The sequence below is a fragment of the Planctomycetaceae bacterium genome (genome assembly GCA_039680605.1).
Classification (GTDB): domain Bacteria; phylum Planctomycetota; class Phycisphaerae; order SM23-33; family SM23-33; genus JAJFUU01.
The window spans coordinates 66,805-79,519 of record JBDKTA010000015.1; the positions used below are offsets into that span (position 1 = coordinate 66,805).

Annotated in this window: 7 protein-coding genes; 4 read left to right on the forward strand and 3 right to left on the reverse strand. The window is 67.3% G+C overall.

Annotated elements, in window-relative coordinates; all coding sequences use genetic code 11:
- Positions 1-20: 20 nt before the first annotated feature.
- Entirely contained in the window at positions 21-839 is an 819-nt protein-coding gene (locus ABFD92_04970) for a hypothetical protein (protein MEN6503869.1), read from the forward strand.
- Positions 840-857: 18 nt separating this feature from the next.
- Here ABFD92_04970 and ABFD92_04975 read toward each other — a convergent pair whose 3' ends face one another.
- Together ABFD92_04975 and ABFD92_04980 are read right to left on the reverse strand one after the other, a co-directional pair.
- A complete protein-coding gene (locus ABFD92_04975) occupies positions 858-4,766 on the reverse strand; it encodes a PQQ-binding-like beta-propeller repeat protein (protein ID MEN6503870.1) in 3,909 nt (1,302 codons plus the stop codon).
- A gap of 416 nt (positions 4,767-5,182) precedes the next feature.
- Positions 5,183-6,418: a Gfo/Idh/MocA family oxidoreductase gene (locus tag ABFD92_04980; GenBank protein MEN6503871.1), complete on the reverse strand. Its 1,236-nt coding sequence runs from the start codon at positions 6,416-6,418 to the stop codon at positions 5,183-5,185.
- A gap of 272 nt (positions 6,419-6,690) precedes the next feature.
- On the opposite strand from ABFD92_04980, the gene ABFD92_04985 reads away from it, so the two are divergent.
- The 3 genes from ABFD92_04985 (at position 6,691) to ABFD92_04995 (ending at position 11,059) form a co-directional block, all read left to right on the forward strand.
- Positions 6,691-7,458 (forward strand): MBL fold metallo-hydrolase, encoded by a 768-nt coding sequence (locus ABFD92_04985; GenBank protein ID MEN6503872.1) that lies wholly within the window; start codon positions 6,691-6,693, stop codon positions 7,456-7,458.
- A gap of 77 nt (positions 7,459-7,535) precedes the next feature.
- The gene (locus ABFD92_04990; GenBank protein ID MEN6503873.1) at positions 7,536-9,032 is read left to right on the forward strand and encodes a hypothetical protein; all 1,497 of its coding nucleotides are present in this window, start codon (positions 7,536-7,538) and stop codon (positions 9,030-9,032) included.
- A 38-nt stretch (positions 9,033-9,070) separates the two neighbouring features.
- Positions 9,071-11,059, forward strand: coding sequence for a transglutaminase domain-containing protein (locus ABFD92_04995; protein ID MEN6503874.1), 1,989 nt, complete (start codon positions 9,071-9,073; stop codon positions 11,057-11,059).
- 93 nt (positions 11,060-11,152) lie between these two features.
- On the opposite strand, the gene ABFD92_05000 is transcribed toward ABFD92_04995, so the two are convergent.
- Positions 11,153-12,703, reverse strand: a complete 1,551-nt coding sequence (locus ABFD92_05000) for a hypothetical protein (GenBank protein ID MEN6503875.1) — start codon at positions 12,701-12,703, stop codon at positions 11,153-11,155.
- Between the last annotated feature and the right edge of the window lie 12 nt (positions 12,704-12,715).

Here is a 12,715-nt window from a genome sequence, read left to right on the forward strand (position 1 = left end):
ACCCTCACGAGGATGCTCGAATGCTTTATGCCGCGTTTGTTCTCTGGTTGCTGCTGATCGTATTTCTGGGCGCCGGCGTGTACCGTCTCTGGGCGGGCATGACGCGGCCGGCTTGGGTCAACTGGGCGCTGCTTCCGGGCACGCTGGTGGCCGAGATGGCGTACATCTTCGGATGCCTGATCACCGGCGGCGAGATTCGCCACGCGCGGCTCATGCCCGCCGATTCCTCCAAGGGCGCCGCGGCCGACGGCGAGCCGGCGACCGACGCCTCGCCGCGCCTGAAGGTGCTCGGGCCGATCATCGCCTCGCTGCTGGCGCTGGCGGCGTGCGCGGCGGCGATCCTCGCCGCCAACGCGCTGCTGGGCGAGGCCGTGCTCGACCAGTTCAACCGTCACGGCGGTTCGATTCTGCCCAAAGCCCTGCCGACAGGATGGGAGGCGTTCTGGAAGCAGCTTTCCGGGCAGGTCGCCCTGCTCAAGGCCACCTGCGAGACGCTGCCGGACCTGGACTGGCTCGACTGGCGCGTGCCCCTGTTCGCGTACCTGGCGCTGTGCCTGTCGGTACGCCTGGGCCCGGTGCGGCGCGACCTGCGGGCGACGCTGGCGGGGGCGATCGTCGTGGCTGGCGTTATCGCCATCGTCGCCGCAGCCAGCAAGAAGTTCTCAGGGCTGATGGAAGACCTCTGGCCGCTGCTGGGATACATCTACGCCACGCTGCTGCTGACGCTGCTGGCGAGCCTGATCGTCAAAGGCATCATCGCTCTGGCCGGCGTGTTGCGGGGTGGCGAAAAACGCAGAGCTCGGGAAACAACCCGTCGAGCAAGCCCGACCGCTAACTAAACAAAACGACTCTATTCGTTAGGGGGCGAAGACGTGTACGCCGGCGCTGTCGCCCACGATAATCGCGCCGTCGAGGATGCGGGCGGGGTTGGGGTCGGTCCATGAACGGCCAAACTGCACGCACTGGGCGCCGGCGAGTTCCTGTCGGGCGATGTGGCGGCCGCTCGCGAGGTCGAAGACATCCATATATATTCTGAGCGGGACGGCGTCGTAGTTCCAGTACCGCTTGTAGCGGCCTTGGCGGGTGTTGCATTGCCCGCGCCACGCCGAGACGACGACTGTTGTTGTCCCGACATTCTGGAAGTCGAGGATGGCATGCACGCCGCGCGGCGGCTGGGGTGCGGCCGGCGGCGCGGGCGGATCGGGCCGGGCCTGCTTGCCCTTGCGGGGCGGGGTAGGCGGCGGCGGGGGCGGCGCGGGCAACTGGTCGTCGGGCAAGGCGTAGTGTACCTCGCGGCCGGCGGCCGTGTCGTAGTGCATCAGCAGCCCGAGTTGGCGTACATAGATTCCGCCGGGGCGGCCTTCGAGGGAAAACTGACCGGGGTACATCCAGTTGACGTCGGGGTTGACCTGGCGGGTCCACGGTTTGGCCGGGGCAGGCCTGCCCGGCAGTGCGCCCAGTCGCACTTGCGAGGGCTTGCCCGCCTCGCGGGCCACGTAGCCCAAAGCCGCATCGGCTGCGGCCATCGGCGGCATAGACGCAGCGCCGGGGCATATTCGCGTTACTTCTTTGAGACGCCCCGTGGCCGCGTCGATGCTGGCGGCCGCGGGCAGCCAGCCGGTCTCGTCGGCCATCGCGGCGGGCATGACGACCTCGATGGCGGTCTCGTTTCCTTTGTGGCGCAGGAACACCTGGGCGATGCCCTGGTCGCAGTTGAACCGCAGCGACTCGCCCAGCGAGCGGCTCCAGAGCAGCTTGCCGGCTGCCGGGTCAATCGCCGCCAGCCATGGTTCCCATCCGCCGCGAGCGGCCGCGGCCAACAGCAGGTGCTCGTCGCCGTCGACGCGCGAGGGCACAAACGGCAGGCGGACCGTCCATCGCGTATTGCCGGTGGCCGCGTCCAGGCACGCCACGCTGCGGTCTTGCACGCAGTAGATTCGCTCGCCGACGTGCTCGACCAGCGCCGGTTGCTGATCCAGCACGCGCTGCCACGCCAAGCCAACTGACGGCCGCACACGCAGCAGGCCGACGCGCCGCCCCGACCACAGGCACACTGAGTCGCCCAGGTGCGGCCGGTCGGCGGCCGTGACGATCTGGAAGTTCCTCAGTGCCAGCGACCAGACTTTCTTCATGCCCAGGCGCACGGGCGAGGCGGGCACGGCCGGGCCCGGCGGGGCTGTCCATATATCGGGGGCGTGAATCTCGACGAGCGTCCCGTCCGGCAGCATCGTCGTGTCGACGGCATTGGAGGGGCCCAACTCGCGATGCTCGACGAACGAGCCGGCCGCGAGCGAGATGCGTTCAAGCCGCCGCCCGGTCAGCACCACCGCGTCAGTCCCTGCGAGCACACCCTGGCAGGCGGTCGATTCATCAAAACGTCGGCACCATGTCTGGCGGCCGGTGGCGATATCCAGCGCCGCCAGCCAGTGGGCATTGATGCCGATGATCTTTCCGCTCCCGGCGCCGAGGATGCGATCGGACGCGGCACCAAAAGTTTCCCATACGATCTTGCCGCTGCGGCGGTCGAAGGCGATGACGCCGCTATGGTCGCGCGGGGCGGCCAGCACCTTATCGCCGGCCACCAGCGGGCTGCTGCCCTCGCGCGAGAATTGCGGCGCCGGGCGAGCCTGTGGCAGTGCGCCGTCATAGCGGCTGACCCAGTCGAGCGTCCCGTCGCGAACGTCCAGCCGCGCGGCCAGACCGCTGCTGGTCACGCAGTAGACGCTGCCCTGGTACACACTGATGGCTCGCGCGCCGCGGGCCAGGACCGTTGCGGCGGCGCCCTGCCAGCCGATGGTCCTTTTCCAGCGAATCGTGCCGTCGCCCAGGTCCAGGCACACCACGCTCATCTCGGCGTCTTCGGGATGGGCTTGCATCGCCAGAACGAATACCAGGCCGTCGGCTACGCACGGTTGGCTCAACGGGCGAAGTTGCCCCCATTCCTCGCGGCCTGTGGTGGCCCAGAGCGTGCGGCCGCTGGCAGCATCGATGCCGGTGATCATTTCCGGCACGGCGGGGTCCCAGAAGCGGCAGAGGATGTCGCGTCCGTTCACGCGCCCGCGCTGGCATGTCGTGGCGATTGGCCAGCGGTGGTACTCGGTCCAGGGCGCACCGTCGCCGCGGATGGGCGGCATGGGCATGTTGGCATCGAGGTCCATCGGGCTTCCGGCTTCGATCCCGCCGCTGCTCATCATCACCGAAGGGGCGCCTTGGGCATCGAATCGCCCCAGTCGTCCGGGGCTGGCGGCCATCAGGTCGCCCTGATACGCCCAGACTGCCGCCACCGGCCAGGGACGATGCAACGCCAGTTCGGGCAAGCTCTCGGCGCCGGGCGGCGTGAGCCACTGTTGCGTCAGAGAGAGGCGCCGCACCGCCAGGGCTGTAAGGACGACGGGCTTGCTCGGCGCGATGGATTTGAGCAGTTCGGTCTTGATCTTTGCCGCTGGGGCGATGGCGCCGCGCCAGGGCAGCGGGGCGTCGTCGGGCACGGCCGCCGCGGCAGTGGTCAGGCTTTCGGCGTCGCCACAGGCGCTCAGAGCCAGCCACAGGCCCGCGCGGGCCTCTCTGCGGAGTTGCTCATCGGCGCAGAACCGCAGCACGTCATCGTATGCCGCGGCAGCCCAGTGCGGGCGCCCCGCTCGCAGGGCGTCCTCGGCGGCCTCCAGCAGCGTCGGGTGTATCTGCGGGGCCAGGGGATACCTGCGCCAAAGGGCCACAAGTTCATCGGCTTCGAGGGGGCCGATGGTTCCGGCGGCAAGCTGCTGCTCCCGGCGCAGCGCCTGGAGCGACTCGGGGGTCGCCTGGGTCAACTCCCGCGTGACGACTGTCCAGAAGGACGCGGCCCGGGCGGGATCGATCTGTTGAACGGCGCCACTCTTGGCAGCGGCCAACAGGCACGCGTTCATGTCCGCCGGCGTGATGTTCTTGAGGTCGAGCCTGCCGTCGCTGCGGGCGAAACTCTGCCAGCGCGTCTCGAGGTCGAAACTTCGCAGCAGACCCAGCGGCTGGGGCCTGGGCAGCAGATTCTGCTTTTCCAGATTCGCCAGGGCGGCGGAGTTTGCTTTCTTATATCGCTCGGCCGCGGCCCGGTAGTGCCCCAGCGCCGCCAGGAAGTCGCCGGCCGCCTCCAGCGCGGCAGGGTTCTTTTGTGCGGCGGTCTCGATCCTGCCCAGCACGTGGGGCAGTTCGTTGTAGTCCATCGCCGCTACGGCCAGTCGCTGAAGCTCGGTACACGCGTTGGCGACGGCCGGGGCGTCGGTGGCGATCGCTCCGCCCTGGGCCTGCGCGAGGATCTCGTCCAGCGCGAACCGCCACTCCAGCACTGAGGGCGCCGTCACCGGCGAGTTGAAGGGCAACTGGATCAGGTCGCGATATGCGGCCGCGGCCAGGTCCTTGCGATCGGAGAACTCCCGCACGATCTTGAGCAGGTAGTAGTTCCGCCGCGCCTTGCAGCCAAGGTTGGCGTAGCCGTTGGCGATCTGTTGATACGCCGCGGCATGCATGTCCTTGCGGGCGGGGAACCTCGCGATCATGGCCTTGAGCAGTTCGATCGACCGCAGCGACTCGATTCGCGACGCCGCGCCCGCCGTGGCGGGGTCGGCAGCCAGTTCCTTCTGCCATTGATCGAGCGGGTTTGCTGCCAGCGTGTCTTCCCATGTGTCTTTCCAGACGACATCAACCTTGAGCCACTGATCCGGCACGCCCTCGACCGGCGGCAGCGGCGGGTCGCCGGCGCGTGCTGGCGAGGTGGCGACGAGGCAAAGCATCAGGATCCCAATGCCGGAGAGACGACGAAGTTCCCGCATCCCGCAGGGACGCCAGGATTTAGCCGGGGGCGTCAGCCCCCGGAACACGGTGGAGAAGAAGCCGAGCCTCGTAGAGGCGACAGGTTGTCGGCGGCCGCGGCGGTCCTGAAGCCTGCCGCCTCTGCCAGGCGGAATGCTTTCAACAACGTCTTCCGGAGGCTTGCGCCTCCGACTAGATTCTGGAGCCTCTGCGAGGCTCAAGCAAGCCGCGCCGACATTCTCATGCGAACAAGCGAAATTTCCGTGGGGACCGTCCATCGCCAGTAATCAAACCCCCAGGCGCGGGCGTTGGCGCGAGAGTGGACGAATTGTTTCAGAAGGCATATTTGACTCTGACGATCAGGGACACGCACAACGGAGTTGTGCGTGGCACCCACTTATATCGACACCACGCGGCCTTCGAGGCGCGACTGCTCGGCCGCGAAGACGATCTTGTGCGTCGCCAGCGTTTCGCTGGTCGAGGATCGCACCAGCGATGCGTCGCCCGCCGCCACCGCCGCCGCCAGCGTCGCGATCACCTGCGCGTCGCCGCCGCTGTGGTCCTCGGCGCCGTCCTGGGAGACGACCATCTCCTCCTGGCGGTCGGCGGCGAAGTTGTACAGTTCGATGCGCCCCGTCTCGAGCTGGGCGCGGATCGTCCCTGCCGTGCCCGACAGGAACAGCCGCCGCTCCATCTTCGCGTAGGCGGTCATCGTGAAGGTGCCGGTCAGGCCGCCGTCGAATTCCATCGCGACGACCTGATGGTCGACCATCTCGTTATCGCAGCGCCACACGCAGCGGCCGTACGGGCTGGTCTTGAGCAGGTCCATCCGGGCAGCGCCGTCGGCGGGCATTTTGGCCTGCTCCCAGCGGTAGGGCAGGGGGTTGGGGCCGTAGATGCGGATCGCCGAGTACAGGCACGTCTTCTCGTGCGGGCAGTTCTGCACGCAGTACGCCGGGGCGCCCGGCGGGCAGTTGGCCGGCGTGAACAGCGACAACTCGCCGAACGAGCTGACGCGCCGGCACGGGCGGGCGGCCATCCACGCGAGCTGGTCGATGTCGTGGCAGTTCTTGGCCATCAGCATGAACGTCCCGCAGCGGCGGCTGTTCCAGTTGCCCCGAACGTAGCTGTGGGCGAAGTGCTCGGGCCCGACGCCTTCGGTCTGGTCGAAGCTGATCAGCCGCCCGATCGCCCCCTCGTCCAGCATCGCCTTGACCTTCTTCCACACCGGGATGTACCGCAGCGAGTGGCACACCGCCACGATGCAGCCGTACACGCGGGCGAGGCGGTCGACCTCGACGCACTCGGCCGGCGTCGTGGCCATCGGTTTTTCCAGCAGCATGTGGTAGCCCTGCGGCAGGGCTTGCAGGCACACCGGCCCGTGGTCGCGGTCCATCGTGGCGTTGATCAGCACGTCGGCCAGCCGTGGCTGGGCCAGCAGATCCGCCCACGACTTGAACTGCATGTCCGGTGCGACGCCGCAGCGGGCGGCCACCAGCTCGCGCCGAGCGGGCGCCGGGTCGGCCACCGCCACGACGCGCCCGACGTCCGGCCGCCGCGCGATCCAGTCCGCAAAGAACTCCCCGCGCGTGCCCGCCCCGACGATGGCGAATGTTAATGGTCTTGTGCTCATGAGAGCGAATATAACACGCCCTGCGGCGGCGAAGAGAAGAGAAAACCGACGACGAGGACGAGGACGACGACGAGGACGAGCAGAAGCCCGAAGTAGCGTTTGCTTTGTTAGCGACCGACGGATGCTTGACAGGTTTGATCCATTCCAGAAACCGCGCGGAGCAAGCTCCGCCGCTAACGTCGCCATTGGAGGCTTTGTTTCTTCGTCCTCGTCCTCGTCGTCGGTTGTTTCTTTCCCTCGCCCTGACGGCACAATCCCATATAATCCATCAGGTGAGGATCGTTGCTCTTCAATCCGGAAGCAATGGCAATTGCGTATACGTCGAGGCCGGCGGTGTACGGCTGCTCTTTGACGCGGGGATCTCGCTGCGCCAGGCGCGGTTGCGGTTGGCGGGGCTGGGGCTTTCGCCCGAGGGCGCCGCGGCGCTGCTGATCTCGCACGACCACAGCGACCACGTCCGCAGCGCCGGCGTCTATCAGCGGGCATTGCATGTGCCGCTGCACGTGACGGCCGGCACGCTGGCGGCGGCATCGCGGCGCATGAGCCTGGGCGAACTGGACGACGTGCAACATTTTCTGCCCGGTTCCACGGTGCCGGTGGGCGACGTCGAGGTGCGCACCCTCGCCACGCCCCATGACGGGTGCGAGGGCGTGGCGTTCATCGTCGATGACGGCCGCGTGCGACTGGGGATCTTCACCGACCTTGGCCACGTCTTCGCCGGTCTGGGCGAGGCCGTCGCCGAGTGCGACGCGGTGCTGCTGGAGAGCAACTACGACGAGCAGATGCTCACCGACGGACCATACCCGGCGTTTCTCAAGGCCCGCATCCGCGGCGCCGGCGGGCACATCTCCAACGCCGAATCGGCGGACCTGCTGGCCGCGGCGGCAGGGGCGCGCCTGCAATGGGCCTGCCTGGCGCACCTCTCGCACGAGAACAACACTCCCGAGTTGGCGTTGCAGACGCATCGCGACCGCCTGGGCGGCAAGCTGCCCATCCACGTGGCGACGCGCTATGGCGCTACGGGGATCATGGAGATCTGAATCTGAGCCGGAGGGTTTTCTGGCTGCTGACCACTGGCCAGCGGATATATTCTTTGGGAGAATATTTCTTCGCCCACATGAGGACGCGACCGATGCGATGGGTCCTGGTACTTCTGATGACAGCGGCGGCCGCCACCGTTGCCGCGGCGGATGACCCGCCCAAGACGATCGACCAGGTCGTCAAGGAGCCGGACAAGGCCCCTGCAGCCAAACCCAAGTTCGCCCCGGGGACGCAGACGCAGGTTCCGCTGCCCAACACCAAGACCTCCATGGTCGTGTATGTCCCTGCCGACTACATTCCCGAGCGGCACTGGCCGGTCATCTTCAACTATCACGCCAGGTACCACAGCGACCAGTGGCAGTTCGCCACCGTCGAGCCGTTCCTGAAGATCACCGGCGGCAAGGGGTTTGTGATCGTCGGCATGAACTACGCCAGCAAGGCGTTTTATTCATCGCCCTCGCCGGCCGGCGCCGCGGGCGAGGTCGAGGCCTTCCGTGAAGCGTGGCAGATGCTGAGCAAGGAGATCGAACTCTCGCCCAAGATGGTTTTCGTGGGCGGGTACAGCCTGGGCGGGTTTGCGGCCACCGCCGTCGGCGAGAAGCTCATGGCCAACGTCTCGGGCCTGGTGCTGCTTTCGGGGGGACGGTTCTACCTCAAGGGCGGCAATGCCCCGCCGGCCGAGCTGGTGCGAGGCAAGTCCGTGTTCCTGGGCGTGGGCGCCGAAGATGCGGCTATGCTCCCGGCGGCGCAGGACGCCGCCGAGTGTTACATGAAACTCGGCGCCCGCGTGCGGTTGGAGAAATGGACCTCGGGAATCGAGATCGACTACGACAAGACGCAACTGGGCAAGTGGCTGCTCGAGGCCGGGCCTCTGCAGACGCTCACGGAAGACCTTGCCGCCGCCCGCAAGCTCGAACGCGGCGGTAAGCAGGGCAAGGCGTATCTGCTCTACCAGACGCTGGCGACGGTCTCCGCCACTCACCGCGACGCCCAGGCCGCCGCCAAGGCCGCCGCAGCAATGGCCGATCAGGCCAAGGCGCAGCTGGCTTTGGCCGACAAGCTCCTTGCCGAGAAGGACTTTCCCAAGGGCTCGGGGCTGCTCAAGGTCCTGGCGATGCGCTACCAGGGCTGCGAGTTCGGCGCGCAGGCGCAGAAGCGTCTCGATGAGATCAGCGCCGACCCCGACGCCCAGTCGCAGATGACGCGAGACGCCCTCAACGCCAAGGCCGACGCCATCGAGGCCCAGGCCCGCCAGGCGGAAGAACGCAAGGATTACGCCACGGCGCTATCGCTGTATGAACGCTACGTCGCGGATTTTCCCCAGGCCGCGCGCTTCCAGGACGTCTCCGACCGCCTCAAGGCCCTCAAGGAAGACCCCGCCGTCTCGACCAGAATCGTCGCCAGCCAGGCGGAGCAGTTCTGCAAACGCAACCTGCAGTTGGCCGAAAGCTATCTCGGCGCCGGCAAACCCGACAAGGCCCGCCAGTGCCTGCAGAATATCATCGAGACGCACGGGCAGACGCCCTGGGCGCAGAAGGCCCGTGCGCGATTGGCGCAGATTGACGGACAGTAACATAGAGTGCGGCCGGGGGACGTGATGATGAGGAAAACATGAAACCGACTTCTGTTGCGTGTCTATGCCTGGCTCTTGTGGCTTGCGCGGCGATGGCCCAGGATGGCGCCCCGGCGCCTAAGCCGATCCAGCCCAAAGCCGTCGCGCCCGCCGCGCCCAAACCCCGGCTGGTGCTTATCAATGACAGTTGGCTTCTGCCGGCCATGCGAGCGCAGCTCCAGTCGGCAGTCGAGGCCGACGCCTACGACCGGCTCGCCGAAAAGCTCGAGGACATCCTGCTGGCGCGCCTGCGGTGCGGCAAGATCGACAAGCCCGAGGCATTGGCGGAGATGGTTTTTCTGGCCCGGGCGGCGCAGTATCTCGATGGATACCGCGATGCCGCCGGCGACGACCCTGCCGCCAAGCCCATGGCGCGCAAAGCCCTGGCGGCCTGGCTGCTCAAACACGAGCCCTTTGCCCGCGTGCTGTTTCGCGCGATGGGCGCCATGAGGAACCCCGACGACGCGCTGAGACTTCTGGGCCAGCTCCTGACCAGTGAAGAAAAGAAGGTCCTGGAATACCCCGACCTGACGGTGGCGCTGGTCACGGCGCAACCCGATCGCCGCGCTGCCAAGGTCAAGGGGGCGGTTCCCCAGGCCTCGGCCGTCGAGGTCTTCCGCTTCTACACGCGCGGGGGCAAGTTTCGGATGGACTTGCGGGCCTGCCCGTTCGAGATCTTGCAGTACGTCGTGGACAGCCGTCTGAGCCTGGAAGAGCGGCAGTGGGCGCTGCACAATTATGGCAGCCATCCCATGCCGGCCAAGGCGTACTTCGACCTCAAGTACGACATTGAGGCGTATGGCCAGGGAGTCGCGCGCAAGATCGAGTCGCTGCCTTACACGCTGGCGAACCTGCGCAAGGTCGGCGGCGTCTGCATCGACCAGGCGTACTACGCCGCGGAAATATGCAAGACGCTGGGGATCCCGGCGGCGGTCGTTCATGGCAGCGGGTCCAGCGGCATGTCCCACGCGTGGGTGGCGTACCTGAAGGTTGCCGGCGGACGCGGGTCGTGGGACTCCCAGACGGGGCGCTATGCCGTCCACCAGTATAACACGGGATATCTTTATGACCCCGCCGACGGCAAAGAACAGATGGACTCAGCGCTGATGCTGACCGGTCAGATCGCGCAACTGCCGCTGGAGCGGCGGGAACAGGCCGACGCGGCGGCCGCCGCGGCGCGCCTGGTCGTCGACGCCGCCAAGCGCGGCGACGTGGAAGTCCTCAAGACGCTCGCGCAGGACGTCAACGCCGCCGCCGCGACCAAGGGTCGCGCCCCCGCCGCCAAGGTCTCGGCGGACTGGGCCCAGGCGCGACGCGAGCTTGACGCCGACGTGGCGGGCGAACTGCTGACCGTCGCCCTGGACCTCAACCTGGCCCATCATCTCGCCTGGCAGCGCGTCGTCTACCTGCGCGAGCAGAAGATGATGTCCGACAAGGCCGTCGGCGAGTTCATCAACTATCTCACGCGGGCTACCGCCGCGGCGTACCCCGACTACGCTTACGGTGTGGTGATGCGACTGATCCCCACGTACCAAAACGAAAAAGACCGCCAGGGCCTCTATCGCCGCGCCTTGGCGCTGTGGGCGGCGCGGCCGGATCTGCAGTGCCGCATCGTCATCGCCATGGGGGACGATCAGGAAAAGGCCGGCAACAAGTCCGCCGCCCTGGCGCTGTACGCTCAAGCGGCCAATCTGGGGCTCAACCGCGGCGACCTGGGTTATGACGCCGCGGCCAAGGCCGAAGGCATTCTGCGCGACGCGCGCAAGCTCGACGCGGCCATCCGCCTCTACAGCGACATGTTCGCCAAAACCAAGAAACCGGATCGGGCGGCCATGACGTTTCTGAATCAGACCGCTTACGTGAAGATCGGCAATCGCCTGGCGACGCTGCTGCAGGATGCCGGCCGCCCCGCCGAAGCCGACCGCGTCCGCACCGCCATCGGCCAGCCCGCCGCCGCGCCGACGGCCCCGCGCCGCAAGCAGTCGTGACATTCGCACGGGCTGCATGCCGTTGTGCAATAGACAGGGGGCGCCGCGGGGTGTTGCGGCGCCCCCATAGGCCGACCGTGTACGGTCGGGGGGTTAGCGCATCGTGGTGTCGCTCTTGCGGGCCACGGGAGCGGTTTTGGCGTTTATCGTGATCGGGGCGGTTGCCCGCACTCCTTCATTGGCGGTGACGACGGCCTGGCTGGTGTAGGTTGCGCCTCGCGCGGCTCGCAGGTGGTACGTCACGTCGCGCGACTCGTCGGGCCCCAAGGCGCCGATGTCGACGGCGGCTTTGCGATTGCCGCCTTCCATCGTCAGCCCCTCGGGCAGCGTCTCATCCACGCGAACGCCGCTCAACTCGCTTTGACCGCTGTTGCGTATCGTGATGGTGCTGGCGATGGCGCCGCCGGCGGTCGTTTCGCTGCGGCGGTTCACGTTGACCTTGGCTTCGCTGACCTCGGTCGTCGTACACGATTCGGCCGAGAGACCCTGCGCTGCCGTCACCTGTCCGCAGTTCTTGAACGATCCTGCCCGAGCGGCCCGGACACGGACGGTGAAGGTGCGGTTGGCCCCGGCGTCGATCGCGGCGATATTCCACGAGAGGTTCTGCCCGCTGACACTGGCTTTGGGATCGCTGGAGATGTATTGGATGCCCTCGGCCAGCGTGTCGGCCACGATCGCGTCCCGGACGGCGACGCGTGACGGATTGCTCACCACGATACTGTAGGCGAACTCCTGGCGTACCCTCGCGCGGGGCGGGGCGTTCTTGACGATGGCGATCTTCGCCCCCACCCAATGCACGCGCGTCGAGCCGGTCACCAGAGTCTGGCCCGCCGCGTCGTTTCGCGCGTCGGACGGCCGCATGATGTCGATGGCGATCTCGTTGACGCCTTCGAGGGGCTTGGTTTGCCCAAGGGTACACGAGGCTTCGCCGCGCTCGTCGGTGCGGACGGTGGCGGTCTTGCCCTTGCCGTTGAGGGTGGCCTCGGGGCCCGAGACGATGCTGTACGTCACGGGGTACCCGCTCACCGGCGCCCCGTCGCTATGGCGTCTGACACGCGTGACGAGCCGCTGCTCGGCGCCGACAGAGCCCACTGCCGCCGGCGGGAACAGCCACTTGACGTTGTACCAATGACCGACGGCGAAGACCTTGTGCCGCTTCCAGTTTTCAATGTCCGGCGCGTACGCGATAACGTTGGTGGTGCCCTCGACGGGCGAGGTGATGACGGCCCAGGTCTGCCCGGCCAGGAGGTGGATGTCGTCGGAGGGGTCTTCCGTGCCCCGCGTCAGCACACGTGGACAACCGGCGGTATGTGTGATGGCGTACTGGCTGGTGACTTTCGAGCCGTCCACCTCGATCAGGGCGCCCTCGCTGCCGGCGGGAATGATCCACTCGACGCGCCGACCGCCGAGGGGCTCGCCCTTGCTGTCCTTGAGCGTAGCGACGAGGACGTGCTGGCTCATCACGGGATTGACTGCCGCGACGGGCTGCACTTCGATCGAGGCGCCCTCGCCGGCCCCGCACCCGGCGATGAAGAGGGTGGCTGTAAGGAGCAAGAACGCAATCCCCGCCCAGCCGCGCATCCCAAAGCTCCTCTCGACGATGGTGAAGAGGTTGCCCCCGCCGCTGACGCGGGGATTCCCCAATCGCATCAATTA

Bases quoted from the DNA above. Each gene is read 5' to 3' on its own strand.
- ABFD92_04970 (MEN6503869.1), top strand. From the start codon at position 21: ATGCTTTATGCCGCGTTTGTTCTCTGGTTGCTGCTGATCGTATTTCTG.
- ABFD92_04975 (MEN6503870.1), bottom strand. From the start codon at position 4,766: ATGCTTTGCCTCGTCGCCACCTCGCCAGCACGCGCCGGCGACCCGCCG.
- ABFD92_04980 (MEN6503871.1), bottom strand. From the start codon at position 6,418: ATGAGCACAAGACCATTAACATTCGCCATCGTCGGGGCGGGCACGCGC.
- ABFD92_04990 (MEN6503873.1), top strand. From the start codon at position 7,536: ATGAGGACGCGACCGATGCGATGGGTCCTGGTACTTCTGATGACAGCG.
- ABFD92_04995 (MEN6503874.1), top strand. From the start codon at position 9,071: ATGAAACCGACTTCTGTTGCGTGTCTATGCCTGGCTCTTGTGGCTTGC.